This window comes from Bacteroidota bacterium (assembly GCA_016722375.1).
GTDB lineage: Bacteria > Bacteroidota > Bacteroidia > Chitinophagales > LD1 > Bog-950.
The window spans coordinates 247,117-262,185 of sequence record JADKJG010000007.1 but is presented as its reverse complement, the minus strand read 5'-3'; the positions used below and the strand labels follow the sequence as shown (position 1 = coordinate 262,185).

At 42.7% G+C, this 15,069-nt stretch carries 13 protein-coding genes; 7 read left to right on the top strand and 6 right to left on the bottom strand.

The window, feature by feature from the left end; translation table 11 throughout:
- The first annotated feature begins 30 nt into the window (after positions 1-30).
- Positions 31-2,133: an ATP-dependent DNA helicase RecG gene (gene recG, locus IPP77_12040; GenBank protein MBL0310367.1), complete on the top strand. Its 2,103-nt coding sequence runs from the start codon at positions 31-33 to the stop codon at positions 2,131-2,133.
- A gap of 7 nt (positions 2,134-2,140) precedes the next feature.
- On the opposite strand, the gene IPP77_12035 is transcribed toward recG, so the two are convergent.
- A complete protein-coding gene (locus tag IPP77_12035; GenBank protein ID MBL0310366.1) occupies positions 2,141-2,341 on the bottom strand; it encodes a hypothetical protein in 201 nt (66 codons plus the stop codon).
- Between the two features lie 198 nt (positions 2,342-2,539).
- Between IPP77_12035 and IPP77_12030 the strand changes: the two genes are divergently transcribed.
- Positions 2,540-2,815: an HU family DNA-binding protein gene (locus IPP77_12030; GenBank protein ID MBL0310365.1), complete on the top strand. Its 276-nt coding sequence runs from the start codon at positions 2,540-2,542 to the stop codon at positions 2,813-2,815.
- 109 nt (positions 2,816-2,924) lie between these two features.
- Positions 2,925-3,143 carry a 30S ribosomal protein THX gene (locus tag IPP77_12025; protein MBL0310364.1) on the top strand — a complete coding sequence of 73 codons (219 nt, stop codon included), beginning with the start codon at positions 2,925-2,927 and terminating at the stop codon, positions 3,141-3,143.
- Positions 3,144-3,201: 58 nt separating this feature from the next.
- Here IPP77_12025 and pdxH read toward each other — a convergent pair whose 3' ends face one another.
- A complete protein-coding gene (pdxH, locus tag IPP77_12020) occupies positions 3,202-3,843 on the bottom strand; it encodes a pyridoxamine 5'-phosphate oxidase (GenBank protein MBL0310363.1) in 642 nt (213 codons plus the stop codon).
- A 91-nt stretch (positions 3,844-3,934) separates the two neighbouring features.
- Positions 3,935-4,417, bottom strand: coding sequence for a hypothetical protein (locus tag IPP77_12015; GenBank protein MBL0310362.1), 483 nt, complete (start codon positions 4,415-4,417; stop codon positions 3,935-3,937).
- Between the two features lie 388 nt (positions 4,418-4,805).
- On the opposite strand from IPP77_12015, the gene IPP77_12010 reads away from it, so the two are divergent.
- The 4 genes from IPP77_12010 to IPP77_11995 all read left to right on the top strand — a co-directional run bounded on the left by IPP77_12010 (position 4,806) and on the right by IPP77_11995 (position 7,568).
- Entirely contained in the window at positions 4,806-5,174 is a 369-nt protein-coding gene (locus IPP77_12010) for a hypothetical protein (protein MBL0310361.1), read from the top strand.
- A gap of 71 nt (positions 5,175-5,245) precedes the next feature.
- Positions 5,246-5,548: a nucleotidyltransferase domain-containing protein gene (locus IPP77_12005; protein MBL0310360.1), complete on the top strand. Its 303-nt coding sequence runs from the start codon at positions 5,246-5,248 to the stop codon at positions 5,546-5,548.
- A complete protein-coding gene (locus IPP77_12000; protein ID MBL0310359.1) occupies positions 5,529-5,882 on the top strand; it encodes a DUF86 domain-containing protein in 354 nt (117 codons plus the stop codon). Before IPP77_12005 ends, IPP77_12000 begins: the two co-directional genes overlap by 20 nt.
- 84 nt (positions 5,883-5,966) lie before the next feature.
- Positions 5,967-7,568 carry a POT family MFS transporter gene (locus tag IPP77_11995; protein MBL0310358.1) on the top strand — a complete coding sequence of 534 codons (1,602 nt, stop codon included), beginning with the start codon at positions 5,967-5,969 and terminating at the stop codon, positions 7,566-7,568.
- Between the two features lie 102 nt (positions 7,569-7,670).
- On the opposite strand, the gene IPP77_11990 is transcribed toward IPP77_11995, so the two are convergent.
- The 3 genes from IPP77_11990 to IPP77_11980 all read right to left on the bottom strand — a co-directional run bounded on the left by IPP77_11990 (position 7,671) and on the right by IPP77_11980 (position 13,724).
- Positions 7,671-8,762, bottom strand: a complete 1,092-nt coding sequence (locus IPP77_11990) for a PorP/SprF family type IX secretion system membrane protein (protein ID MBL0310357.1) — start codon at positions 8,760-8,762, stop codon at positions 7,671-7,673.
- Positions 8,759-13,318 carry a PKD domain-containing protein gene (locus tag IPP77_11985; protein ID MBL0310356.1) on the bottom strand — a complete coding sequence of 1,520 codons (4,560 nt, stop codon included), beginning with the start codon at positions 13,316-13,318 and terminating at the stop codon, positions 8,759-8,761. Before IPP77_11985 ends, IPP77_11990 begins: the two co-directional genes overlap by 4 nt.
- Positions 13,319-13,472: 154 nt before the next feature.
- Entirely contained in the window at positions 13,473-13,724 is a 252-nt protein-coding gene (locus IPP77_11980) for a hypothetical protein (protein ID MBL0310355.1), read from the bottom strand.
- Between the last annotated feature and the right edge of the window lie 1,345 nt (positions 13,725-15,069).

Here is a 15,069-nt window from a genome sequence, read left to right as displayed (position 1 = left end):
AAGTTTAAGACTCTAAATTCGTTCCCGCGAATGAAATCATTACTTCAATCACCTATCGAATATTTGAAAGGCGTTGGTCCGCAACGCGGCGAATTGCTGCGAAAAGAATTTGAAGTGCAAACCTTCGGCGATTTGCTGTCGCATTATCCCTTCCGCTATGTGGATCGAAGTATTATTCATCAGATAAAAGAGATCAATCCCAATACGCAATACATCCAGTTGAAAGGAACCATCAGCGGTTTCAAACTGTTGGGTGAAAAACGCCAGCGAAGACTCATCGCTTCTTTTCACGATGCCACCTGCCATATTGAATTGGTTTGGTTTCAAAGCATTGATTGGATTATGAAAACACTCAAGGTAAAAGAAGAGTATCTGGTGTTTGGCAAACCGCATCTTTTCAATGGCGAATACAACATGCCGCATCCAGAGGTAGAAATTTTTACGGAGGAAATAAAAACAGAAGGCAAGGGACTGCAACCCGTTTATTCTTCCACCGAAAAAATGAAGAAGCGGGGACTCGATTCGCGCGGTCTGCAAAGACTGATGCAAACCCTCACCGAACAATTGAAAGGGAACGACCTTCCCGAAATTCTTCCGAATGAATTATTGCAGCGCTACCGGATGATGCCGCGCTTCGATGCCATGATGAATATTCATTTTCCGAAAAACGAACAAGTACTTCATGAAGCCGTTCGTCGGTTGAAATTTGAAGAACTGTTTTTGTTGCAATTGCAGATGCTGAAATCTAAACATCAACGAAAAGAAATCAGCACGGGATTTGTTTTTGAAAAGATTGACCATTACTTCGATCAATTCTACAAAGGGCATTTGCCATTCGAGTTGACCGGTGCGCAAAAAAGAGTGGTGAAAGAAATTCGCAAAGACACCCTCACCGGAAAACAGATGAACCGTTTGCTGCAAGGCGACGTGGGCAGCGGAAAAACGGTGGTGGCTTTGCTCGTGATGTTGATGGCCTTGGATAATGGTTTTCAATCTTGCCTGATGGCACCGACAGAAATTCTGGCGAATCAACATTATGAAAACATGGTGCAGATGCTGGCCGGTATGGGAGTGGAAGTAGCACTGCTGACCGGCAATGTGAAAAGCAAAGCTCGCAAGTATATTCTTGAAAATCTGGCGGAAGGGAAAATTCACATCCTCATCGGTACACATGCTTTGATAGAAGATGCAGTGATTTTTAAAAACCTCGGCATGGCGGTGATTGATGAACAACATCGCTTTGGTGTAGAGCAACGCGCGCGCCTCTGGAAGAAAAATAGTTTGCCTCCACATGTATTGGTGATGACCGCCACACCTATTCCGCGCACGCTGGCTATGACGGTTTATGGCGACCTCGATGTTTCGGTGATTGATGAATTGCCGCCGGGCAGAAAGCCGGTGCGTACCGTCCATCGCAGCGATGCGCAACGTTTGAGGGTGTTTGGTTTTATCCATGATGAAATTGCCAAGGGCAGGCAGGTGTATATCGTCTATCCTTTGATTGAAGAAAGCGAAGCTCTCGACCTCAAACATTTGATGGATGGATATGAAAGTATCTCTCGCGCTTTTCCCAAACCACAATATCAAATCAGCATTGTTCATGGAAAAATGCGACCGGCTGATAAGGACTTCGAGATGCAGCAGTTTGTAAAAGGCAAAACACAAATCATGGTGGCTACCACAGTGATTGAGGTAGGCGTAAACGTTCCTAATGCTTCGGTGATGGTGATAGAGAATGCCGAACGATTCGGGCTGGCTCAACTACATCAGTTGCGAGGAAGAGTCGGCAGAGGAGCCGAACAATCATTCTGTATCTTGATGACCGGCAAGAAAATGACGAACGAAAGTCGGCGACGGATTTCTGTGCTCTGCCAAACCAACGATGGCTTCGTGATTGCTGAAGAAGATTTGAAACTTCGCGGTCCCGGCGATATAGAAGGCACACAACAAAGTGGTGTGGTCAATCTCCGCCTGGCCGACCTGGTTCAGGATGGAAATATTTTAGAGGCGGCAAGAAATGCGGCAGAAGAAATATTAGATAACGATCCTTTGCTCAAAGAAGCGACGCATCAGCCTTTGCTTCGACACTTGGATGAAATACTGAAAGAAAAAGTTTGGAGCAAAATCAGTTAACCACCGATTACTTCTTCTTGGCATTAGGCGGTAGGATGCCACTTTTAGTCTTAGTAGCTTTCGGAATATCAGGCTTGGTTTTTGGCTTCGCTTTCTTCTCAGGAAAACTATCTGCGTAGGTTGGGCAGGCAATCTTGTTGCTATTACAAGAAGGCAGGTAAAGACCTGCGGTGAGAGAAATCAGAATCATTATGATGAATCGCAACATCCGAACTGTTTTACTTATAAACGTAAAGATAGAACTTTAGATGCAAGCACTGTGGAATCATATAGAAAGGGGGCAAATGATAAATCGTTGAAACATAGAGTTATCAACACTTTCAGGCTAGAATGTTCGATTCAAAAAAAATGATTCATCTATATTCGCTGCTCAATATTTCATTAATCAAACCAAAAACTTAAAACTATGAACAAAGGTGAACTCGTAGAAAAAATCGCAAAAGATGCAAAGATTACTAAAGTTCAAGCCAACGAGGCTTTGGATGCAGTAATCAGCAACGTAACCGGTACGCTGTCAAAAGGCGGAAAGGTAACGCTGGTAGGTTTCGGAACTTTCTCTATTACGAAGCGCAAAGCCCGCAAAGGCCGCAATCCGCAAACCGGAAAAGAAATCAACATCAAGGCAAAGAAGGTAGCTAAATTCAAAGCTGGTACTGAGTTGGCTAAGAAGGTGAACAAATAGTTCTATTTTCTTTTCATTGAAAACCCCGTCAGGAGATTCTCGACGGGGTTTTTATTTTACTTGAATATGTGCATTGATTATTTACATTCGCACCAACAAAAAACAAATTATGGGTAGAGGAGATAAAAGAACCACAAAAGGAAAAAGATTTAAAAAATCGTTTGGCAACTCAAGGCCTCAACGGGTAAAGGCGGTAGCCACTGATGCGACACCTGCGAAAGCTAAAAAGGCAAAAGCAACAAAAGCAAAGGCAACGAAAGAGGACAAGCCTACTGTAAAGAAGGCGCCGGCAAAAAAAGCTGCCGCCAAGAAAAAGGCATCCGAGTAATTGCTTAATTATTCCTGAAATGGTTATTGGTAAACTATTTGCCAATAACCATTTTCTATTAGGGCGAGAGGCGTTTAATTTTCCAGGCCTCGTCGAGGTCTGAAGTATAGACAATCCGGTCGTGCAAGCGGCTGGCTCTTCCTTGCCAGAATTCAAAATAGTTTGGCTTTAGGACAAACCCTCCCCAGTGCTCAGGGCGCTGAACATGATCTGCTTGCTTCAATTTTTCTAGTTTATCTTCTAAAAATTTGCGAGAAGGAATCTCCTCGCTTTGTTCGGACACCATAGCACCCAGACGGCTTTCATAAGGTCGGGAGGCAAAGTATTCTTCGGATAAATGAGTCTCCAACTTCTCGACCGTTCCTTCGATTCGAACCTGGCGCTCCAGTTTTTCCCAAAAGAAAAGAAGGGAGGCTTGATTGTTTTCGCTGAGATCTCTTCCTTTCTTGCTGTGATAATTTGTGTAGAACACAAACCCGTTTTCGTCAAAAGATTTCAAAAGAACTACCCGCGAAGAGGGTTTGCCTTCTTTAGTTGCGGTAGAAAGAATCATGGCGTTGGGTTCCAGAACGTCACCATTTCCAGCATCTTCAAACCACCAACCAAATTGCTCATAGGGGTTCGGAGAGATTTTATCTTCGGTTAATTCATGCAGGGTATAGTTGCGTCGATAATCATGCAAGTCTTTTGATGTTGACATAGTAAATTCTTTTCAGCTCAAAGCTATTGAAATTAAGAACCTGCCGAAGTGATTATTATCAGAAAGTCTTTTGAATAGGAATAGGTTGGAATTATCGCACATCTATTCTGAACTGTTTATTTTCTTCGATGATTCCCGGAGGATAGTTTTGACCCACAGTGAAGGTTGATTTGCCCGCATTAAAACGAACCTCAAAGCGAATGGTGCTGAAAGGAGGTAAATCATAAGGAACATTAAACAAGCCCGAATAGGTATATCGATTGACACGAGGATTCAGCGTATCTAATTCAAGGTCAAAAAGGATGTCCGGGTAGGTCGCCGAGTAGCCGGGGTTGCCCAATGTATCAATATCCATCATTCCCTTAATCCAATTGATGGGCCGGTCGGTGGTGAACTTGATTTCAATAGGAAGAGAGTCGCCCGCGAACAGGCGCAGGATAGAAGTATCGGGCGAAATCAAGGAAATAGGTTCTAAGGGTTCTGTGGGGCTGTCTTTATTGCAACTACCTAGCCATAAGGTTAAAGTAGTGGCAAAAAGAACGATGATGGACGGAGCAAAATATCTTTTGGTCATATACGGCGCTTTACAAAAGCAAGTTTAAGTATTTCGGCCATAAAATTCATGGGCTTATTAACTTGCTGCTTTGGGCTGTCTTAAATAGAAAAACAACAGTTTTTGGAATCTGAGCTAAAGGACCTGATTCCTGATTTTAATCCCTTCATTCCCAATTTACGACTCTCCGTTCTATGTTGGTGAAGATTTTTTATCCATTGAACAGGCCAGAAATGGTAAAATCCTCTCTGAATTTGAATTGACAACAACTTTATCACTAAATCAATTCGTCCCCCTGACGTAGTTTGCTGCCTAAAAATTTAGTTAAAGATTCGTTTGGAATTATCATAGAATGCGAGGGGAGATTTTAGGTATTGTTATTTTTGGAGGAAAGAAAATTAGAAACAACATGAGCGTATTCAAAGAGTTTATCAAAGCTAATATGTGGCCTTGGTTATTTTTGCTTGGCATGGTCATTATTTTCTTGATTTTTGATTATTCCAAGACCCAAAATCCTGATTTCCTAAATGAAATCTTATATGCCATTGTACTGCTCGCTGGGATAATTGGTGTCAGAGCGATTGAAAATATTTATTTGAAAGCATATCCTAAGTGGATTACTACATATAGAATTCTACTCCTCTCTCTTATCATTGCTATTGCCATCTATACCGCCTACTTTAAAGAACCAAATACATCCAAATGGTTGTGGGTAATTATTTTCCTCATACTGAATATTATTTGGAATAGGAAAATTCCTAAAGTGGAGGGGAGTTGAGTTTCATCTGCCCCGGTTCGCAAGAGTTTGGGCTACTTGCAAAGCCATGATGTAAAAATTATCTTCGCTCCATGAAACTTAACGAAACTCAAAGGCAAATTATCCGGCAGTTCTTTTTGGATAAACCAGTGTTGCGCGCTTATGTTTTCGGCTCCTATGCCCGGGGCGATGCCCATGAGGACAGCGATATAGATTTGCTTGTTGATTGGGATTATTCAAAGCCCATTGGTTGGACATACATCAGCGCTTGGAGGGAGTTGAAAGAAAAGCTACAGAAGGAAGTGGATTTGGTATCGCTCAAATGGTTAGATCCTTCTCTGGAAAAAGTTATTCACCGCGACAAGCAACTGATTTATGAAAGAAAGGACGGGTGATTCAGCACGGTTGCAACACATTCTGAATTGTGTTTCGGACTTGGAGCATATCATGAATGAGGTTAGCGAAGATTCTTTCTATCGCAATAATGAAAAGAAATATGCCGTAGAGCGTGTGTTGGAAATAATTGGTGAGGCGGTCAACAAAATCTCTCCGGCTACGCTCGCCAAATCTAAACACGGTATTCCGTGGCGGGATATTGTTGACTTTAGAAATGTAGTGACGCATGAATATTTTCGCGTGGACTATACGTTGATTTATAAGCTGGCTACCGAAGAGATTCCAAAAGTGAGGACTGCTGTGCAGTTTTTAATTGAAACTCAGAAAAAATAATCGGTCGAATCAAATTCGCTGAAGCATACTGTCCATACCTTTCATTCCCCATGTTGATTCTCAAATTTTCTTTTCTTCGTTGGCATGAATAAAATCACGGCATACTGGAACGACCTGAAACGTTTCCCGAAAGCGACTCCTTACATACTCGGCAACGAGGCAGCAGAGCGCTTTAGCTTTTATGGTATGAAGGCCATCCTGACCACCTTTTTGGCGACTACCTTCTACGTGCATTACGGCAACTCGCACGCCGCGGCGAATGAAACGACGCACATGTTTATTTCGGCGGCCTATATGTTTTCGGTGCTCGGAGGTCTGCTGGCCGACTGGATGATTGGAAAATATAAAACCATTTTGTGGTTGTCTATCGTGTATGTGATCGGCCATTTGTGTCTGGCTTTATTTGAATTGAACCTGAACGGTTTTATGTTCGGCCTCTTCTTGATAGCACTGGGTTCGGGTGGAATCAAGCCTTGTGTGAGTGCTAACGTGGGCGATCAGTTTGATGCCTCTAATAAGAATCTGATTTCAAAACTTTATGACATCTTTTATTTCAGCATCAACTTCGGTGCGTTCTTCTCGCAGTTGACGATTCCTTATCTCAAAGAACACTACGGCCCTGCGGTGGCCTTTGGTATTCCGGGTGTTTTGATGGCGATAGCTACGGTGATTTTCTGGATGGGAAGGAAACGGTATAATATGGTTCAACCTACCGGGGAACATAAAAAATTGGCGATGAAACTCTTGGGATTGTTGGGCATTTATGGTGTGTTGCGCTTATTGCTTTGGCAACAAGGCATGGAAGCAACCGTGGTGATGGGAATGCAATTGAGTGCCTGGTTGATTGTAGCGATGTTGGTTGTTAAGTTGATTGATTCCTATTTATATCCCACCAATGTTTTCTTGGATGTAAATCTTCATGCCTTGTTGAACCTTGGCAAAAAGAAAAGCGACGTGGGCTTTTTGGATTCGGTGAAAGGAATGTTTCCGGCAGACAGGATAGATGGATTTAAAGAAGTGTGGAAGGTGTTGGTTGTGTTTTCTTTCATTCCGGTATTCTGGGCGCTTTATGATCAGAATGGAAGTGAGTGGGTGTTACAAGCGACGCAACTCGATTTGAATTTTATGGGAAGAACCTGGCTGGCTGAGCAGGTGCAATCTATCAACGCCGTTTTGATTTTGGTTTTCGTACCGGTGTTTTCTATTTTCCTTTATCCGATGGTGAATGATTGGGGAATTAAAGTAACGCCGCTTCGGAAAATTGGTATGGGCTTTCTCCTCACTTGTTTGTCTTTCGTCATCATCGCTTGGATTCAATCGCAGTTAGATGCCGGCTTGAAACCAAATGTAGGCTGGCAGATTTTGGCTTATGTGATATTAACCGCTGGAGAAGTAATGGTAAGCGTTACTGGTCTGGAATATGCTTATACGCAGGCGCCACTCAGTATGAAGAGTACGGTGATGGCGTTTTGGTTGTTAACGGTTTCGGTGGGTAATTACCTTGTATCTTCCATCAATAGCAATATTCAGAATCACGGGTTCTTCAGCCAGTTTGACGGAGCTTCCTACTATTGGTTGTTCTGTGGAGTGATGGCGGGAACAACTGTAGTTTATGTATTTGTTACGATGATGATTAAACCCAAACCAACCTTTGCAACACCTTCGGTGATTGATATCCACGAGTAAGCCCCCTAACCCCCGAAGGAGGAACTGGTGACCCATAACGAATGAGTTTTACTCTTGGATTTTATAGTGTCTTTATTCCCCCTTTGGGGGTTAGGGGGCTGTTTACATTCTGGGGCAATAAACTTTCTTCCCGTTAAATTCTTTATTCCATTTACCAATGTGAACAATGGAAAGTTCCGGTCCGCCGTTGGCTCTTCCTGTGGGCATCAACTTGGAAAGAGTTATATCGTAGTTCAGCAAGATGCGCGTTGATTTATATTGATAGCCCAGCACCGGAGCTAGGGCATCTTTGAGGCGGTAGTATGCGCCGAGATATAGCATGTGATCGCCCACTACATTCTTCCGGCTTTGAAAACTATATCCTGCTAAAGAGCCGAACATAATTTCGGAAGATTTCTTTTCATAACCGTAATAGGCCTGAAGACTTAAAGAAAAGCTATTCGAGATTTGATAGTCTGCACTCACATTCGCTTGATAGCGGAAGCCCAGACGTACGTTGCCTCCATAAAATGAATTTTTAGGACGGTTAATGTGTAATAAAGAAAAGCCGCCGCCGAGCTTCACTTTCTCTGACACCCTAGCGCCAAAATGCAAACCCGCACTTACATCAAAGAAACTGAAAGACTGATGGGTGAAAGGTTCGTTTGAATTCACCGAAGGATCAAAGCCGTTATCTTCAATCCACTGATTGTTGAAATAGAATTTGTCATAATCTACAGAGCGCACCACATAGTTCAGCGAAGCGCCGGCCGAAAGAACGTAGCGATGTTTCTTGTCGAAAGATTGATGATAGGCATAGCTCAATCCAAACCGACGAGAAGTCAGACGACCATCACCGGCTTCGTCATTCAAGAAGTGTAACCCAATGCCCATCCAACCGGTTTTAATTTTGCGTTCGCCGAAAGAAAAATCAATGTAGGGTGATTCTGTGTGGTAATTGTAAGTGGAGTTTGGGGCCGCCCAAGGCCATTGTGCTTTAAAGTTGAAACCGATTCGATAGTTGCCGTCGTAATAACCGGTTTGTGCCGGATTAAGGATGAGAGGCGTGGTAAAGAATTGAGTGAAGTGAATGTCCTGAGCTTTGACCGTTAACGATGGACCGTTGAGGACAATAAAAAAACAGAAGGCAAATTTGTATGAAAGATTCTTCCATATCCGTGAACTGTGAACCGCCAACTGTAAACTCGTCTTCATCTCAATAAAGTGATGTTCCCTTTCATGGTTACAAACTGCCCATCAACCAATGTTGCATTCAAAGTATAGGTATAAGTATCCATCTCCTGCAGGGCGCCCTTATACACTCCATTCCAGCCTAGGTGCTGATCCTTTGTTTCAAAAACCTTTTCACCCCAGCGATTAAAGATACGAAAGGTCATTTCCACAATTCCCCGGCCCTCGACGCGAACAAAATCATTGATGTGATCGCCATTTGGCGAAAAGGCATTGGGTACTCCGATGATTCCCGAATAGGAAATGTAAACGTTGCGACATTGGGTGTCAATACAAACATCATTAGAAGCCATCAGGCAGATGCTGAACCAACCGGGTTTCTGATAAGTGTAGAGCGGATCGGTTTCGTCCTCCAATAAAGTGCCATCACCCATGTCCCACAAAAGGTGGTCATAGTCAATGCTGTTGTTGCGCAGTTGGATGGGTGTTTCAAATTTGAAAGTATCGTTTGCAATCAGAAATCCGGCGCTTGGCTGCGGATATACTTCTACGTTGTGAATCGCCGTATCTCTTACATTACAACTGGCTGAATCAATTATTATCAAGTGAACGGTATAAACTCCGGACGGTTTATAATAATGAGCAGGAGCGAAGGAAGTAGAGGTATGTGCATCACCGAAATTCCATATAAAGCGTGCGTTGGGATTGCTCAGATTTTCAAACTGAACAGCATATTCTTCACACACATTCAGCGCGTTGAATTCAGCATTGGAATTTGGAAGAAGCCTCACCGTTTTCGTCATAGAATCAATGGGATGGCATCGGTTGTTATCCACCACAAGCAGAGTAATGGCATAAGAACCGGGAGAATGATATGTATGGTTTTCGTCCATAGCAGAGGAAGAAGTACCATCGCCAAAGTTCCAAAAGTATTGTGCCGCGTTGGTACTTTGGTTCGTCAAATCAACCACTAGGTTAGAGTCGCAATCATTCAGAATATCTAATTTGAAATCAGCGATTACTGAATCGTTTGCAAGTGTTACAAGAGCAAAGACGGAGTCTATCCCGGTGCAAGTATTTGAATCAACGGCAACCAACTTGACTTGAAATGTACCGGAACCCTGATATAGATGCACAACATTATTTCCACTTGCAGAATCTCCATCACCAAAATGCCAGAAATATTGAGTCGTTGGTAATCCAGATGTGCCTGCGAAACGGAGATTCAAAGGAGAGCAACCGCTCGTATCTTGAATGGAGATGGATATGTTCAGTGGATTAAGACTAGTCGTAATCTTGGATGTGTCTATTGGATGGCAAGCCATTTTGGAATCTGTCAGAAAATGAGTGAGGGTGTATGTTCCGGCTACTGAATAAATATGTGATACCGTATCTGTGTTGGCTATTTGAGTTCCGTCGCCAAAATCCCATACCTCCGAATCCTCCCCTTGATAATCAGACCAGGCAGTAATGAGTACCGTGTCGCAATTGATAAAGGTTCGTATAAAATGAAAATCGGCATTGGTAGATGAATCAATGGTAATGACCAATCCGTAGGCGGTATCTGTTTTGTTGCAGGATGAAGCATCTTTCACAAGCAGCATTACATGGAACGTATCCACCGTAGTATAGGTATGTGAAACGGAGGAAGTATTTCCCGTTGTTCCATCGCCAAAAAACCATTGGTAAGAGGCGGTAGAAACAAAAGGAACGTTGAAACTCGCTGTGTGTGGAATACAACCTCGCGAAGAGGTTGGAGCAAAATCAGCTCGGACGGTCGGTAAAATGGTTACCTGTCGGATAAAGGTATCCGTCAAATTACATTTGGTAGAATCAGTGATGATTAACCGGATATTATAGTTGCCGGGTGACGTATATTTATGTTGTACGGATTGTGTAGTATAGTTGGTGTTGTCTCCCATATTCCATGAATATTTGGTGGTTGAAAAACCGGAGGAAGACAGAGCGATATGATTGCTGTCGCAAGTGATGGTGACCGATGGAGAAAAATCAGCCGACAAGAAATCATTGCGAACCCAAACAATTAAACGGGCAGTATCGGTAATGTTACAAGAGTTGGGATCAAAGCCGATGAGCATCACATAATAGGTACCTGTATCAGTAAAAGTATGTGCGGGGTTTCCCAATGTGGAAGTGGTGCCGTCGCCAAAATGCCAGATAATAGATTGAGTATTAGTCACCGTACTTTGAAATTGAACCGTGAGTGGCACGCAACCGGTGGCGCGGGGAGAGGCTTGTATCGAGACACTGGTTCCGGCTAGGTTGAAAGCAATTTTCAACCCCAATTCATTGCAATTGCTGCTGCGGTTGGTAGGCGACCAACTCCCCGGTGTGGTGGGAGTAATAGAATTTCCTCCGCAGCCCGCGCAGATGGCTTCATAAATAACTCCTCGGCTATCAAACCGGCTGGTTCCTCCGTCCACGTGTTCTATACCGGTAGAAAAACCATTTCCTGCACCGCCGAAGTAGGAGCCATAGAGGATATTTTGAGCGTTTTTGCCCAAAACGAAAAAGTAGAAATCAACACCATCAGTAGTCGTCTGCATCGCATCGGCACTTAGTGGCATATTGGTCATAATATTTTGGAAAGTAGGATTGTAGGAAGAAAATATACTGCCTATACCTGCACCCCAACCTGCCACATAAACATTTTCGCAGGTGTCAACCAGAAAGGCAGTTGGAGAAATATTAGGCTGGCCGTCTCCATTGCCAAATACGGTTGAATAGTTGACCATGCTTAATGATGAATTAACCTTGGCGATAAACTGTCCGCTGTTCGGGTTAGAATAAGGAGCATTGAGTACCGGATACTGACCGGTGGTTTGACCCACAAAATATACATCTCCGTGGGCATCTAATTTGACAAAATACACTTGGTCATTTCCGACGGTGCCTATGTAGGAGGAGGCCAATAGCTGGGTTCCCGTATTATTAATGTGCGCAACGAATCCATCATAAGTTCCGCCCTGGTACGTGGCGTTTAAAGACCCGACAGTAGTTGGGAAATTATTACTCATTGTTCCGCCAGCAATATAAAGTGTGCCATTGGGTCCAATGTCGAGTGAATAGCAAGCATCATCACTAATACCTCCGATGAAACTACTCCATAAAAGTTGAGAGCAATTATCATTTAACTTAAAAGCACATCCATCCTGCACACCTCCTAAAGTGGATTGAAAAGCACCAGCGGTAACAGGAAAATTGGGCGATGAAGTACAACTAGCTACATAAATATTATCGGCCTTATCCACGTTCACTTCTCCGCGATTTTGATCTCCGTAGTTTCGTTTCAAATTCCCTGAAGTAAATTCTCCGGGGTCTCCGTTCATGCCATCAATACCTGCGCCACCAATAAACGTGGAGCCGATCAATGCTGTTCCTGCTGCATTAAATTTGGTCACTACAATATCGCCTCCTCCTCCGTAGATAGGATTATAAGCATTGGGAGAAACCGGGAAATCAGTAGAATAACTTACCCCATAAATAATCAAGTTATTCTGCGCGTCCACTACTAATGAGTTCGGCGTTTCATTGTCAGTTCCCCCAAGATAAGTGCTATAAAGCAAGGCTGCTCCATTGCTCGAAAACTTTGAGATGCCCATGTCACAAGCAAAGCCGATGCCATTGCCGTTTCCCATATTGGAGCCTGAGCCACCCTGCCAGGTGGCTTGAAAAGCACCTAAAGTAGTTGGATATCCCGGAGCAAGCTGTCCAAAACCATTGACATATCCACCCACATACATGTTCCCGTCGAAATCATAGGTGGCTGTATATCCCCAATTATCATAAGTAGAACCGGTATAGGTAGAAAATTCGATGGTGGGGTCAATGATAAGGTCATAACGAGCGTCATATCCTTCCGGCATAGAAAAAGACACCTCGGTGCTATCTAAGGAGAAAGAGCAACGCACCTCTTTTTTCTCACCATTAATTTCTTGATAGGCAAATGGTTTTTGCTCCACAATATCGCCCACCGAAGTGCGGATTAATAATTCTCCTTTCCGTAATTTCAGTTGTTCAACCCCTTCGTACCGCCATTTTATCTGCGAAGCATTAGCACCCGGATGAACAATCAGATCATACTTTAATAAATCTGCCCCTTTGGTTTGAAACAGTAAATCAATTCCATGATACAGTTGCTCATACTTTATTTGAGGATAAATTTTGACTTCTGATGCCCAATGCGCTGGATCCTTGCCAATATAAAAGTTGGCATAATCTGAATAGGCGCTTCTGCCCTTTAAAACTGCCTGAGGATTTGCACCGACAAATGTTTCTTTGAAGGCATGACCTTTAACCGTCGCCTCTTTTGTTTGACTGGGGTGGTGCAGATGCGATAACTCCTCTCCGGAATATAGGATAAAGTAGAACCCATTTTTTTCTAAGATAACGTGCCCATTAGGAACACTGGCCCGGAAAAGTATTTGGTCGTCCCACTGCCCTTTGTTTTCAGTAAAACGCATTTCAGAGGGGCGCTTCATTCCCGACAACGACTCTCCTAAAGCAAATGCTTTCGCAGATAACACTAAAAGAAATGAAGCAAGTAAAACCGTTCTCACGCGCGCCCTATCATTGTACGGAGATAAATTAAAACAAAAACCAGTTGTCCCATTGAGTTACGTTGCCCTCCACAATAGCAACCAACATGTCCAAATATAAATATTATTCAGACACCACAATAAACTTAAATAAAATTGAGAAATGGAAAACTCCCTATTGCTTCACCTGCCGGTAATTATGAACCCACAAGAAGCGCGAGATTCTTCCCGCCCACCAGATAACTCTCGTTTCACTCCAGGTTGGAGCCATGTGATGAATCAATTCATGCACCATAGTATTAAGATACTCGTAAGGTTTTTGACGAGGATCAACTAGGATATTATTGTTTTCAAAATCAGCCATACCGACTGCCTGATTTCTTCCCAATTTCATTTCAATGACTCTAAGTTTTGGTCTCCGTTTCATAATTCCTTATTTTTCTGTTCTTTAATTCTGATTCTATTAGCTTCCTTTCATGTTTTACAAAAATTCATGCTTTGCGTCTCTTTAAACATGTGCCGGACTACAAACTTGCAATAATTAATGCTGAGTTTATGTTAAAAACCCATTCCAGTATATGTATTGATAAAGTTAAACATAAGCTATGTCCTATTGCTTGGTCGGCTGTAAACATTTGCGGGGCAATCAGTTATTGTTGTTTTTTGCCGTATTCCATGGCCCTTAGATAGACAGGTTGCTGTTCGATTTTTAACAATTCCACCAGATTTTATTGAATTAGACGAAAAACCACAATCATTCTTTTATTAAAATGTTGCAAAACATGTGTTTTGACATCAAAAATGCATGTTTATTGAATGAAAACCGCCTATTCGAGCGGAATTCTTTAGTTTTAAGGAAATGTACGAAGGAATAAGTCCATGTAGTTATTGACGAATATCGCAAATTCCTACTTGTGTAATCTGGGCATAGTCAAAATACTTGGGTGCCACTGTTTAATAGACCTTTTCATAATTCAAGATGGAGGTTTTCTTGTATCCGATGCTTGTATTGAATCCGAAGGATTCATACACACATAGCTCATATCCGATGGCGTTTGTTCAATCCTGAAATGCTATGCCGTTAAGTTAAGGAGGAGCATAGTAATAGTGAGGGCGGCTTCTGTTCTTTAAGAAGATGCTGGCTACAAAAATGTATGCCGACATCTTCCAAATGGATAGAATCCATCTCATCTGCGGATGAGTGCTGACAGTTCTAATACCTGATTAACCGGCTTTTACACCCCTGCAATGATGATCTGATACAAACTTGAAGTGTTTTGATGCAAACAGAACGTGTCTGCATCAAAACACTTTCGAAATGGACCAAAATAGCATCTGTTTGCATCAAGACAGATGCTGTTCGCACTCAAACCTGATCTATTCGCACCAAAACAGCTCGCGTTTGCACCAAAACAGTTCACGTTTATATGCAAACGCGAACTGTTTTGCTTCAAACGGCCTCTTTTTACATCAAAACAGATAAAAATAGGTGTCCCTGACCAGATTTAAGCAGCCAGATAATTTGCCAAGCATTTACTTTCGTGCTGCCATTTTACATTGAATCCCTGGTTTTTGCTTGGATAGTTCCGACTTCTGTCGGGCTAATAATTCTTAAACGGTGTAAGCAGATTATTATACCCGAATATTGATTGGAAACGCATATCCCTATTTTTGTCCCGAACAAATATTTGTATAACTGGTTGGAAATTTTACTTTTGCCGTCCCGTTTTCGGAATTGCTTCCAACTTTAATCGAAACCGGGGTCGTTCTTT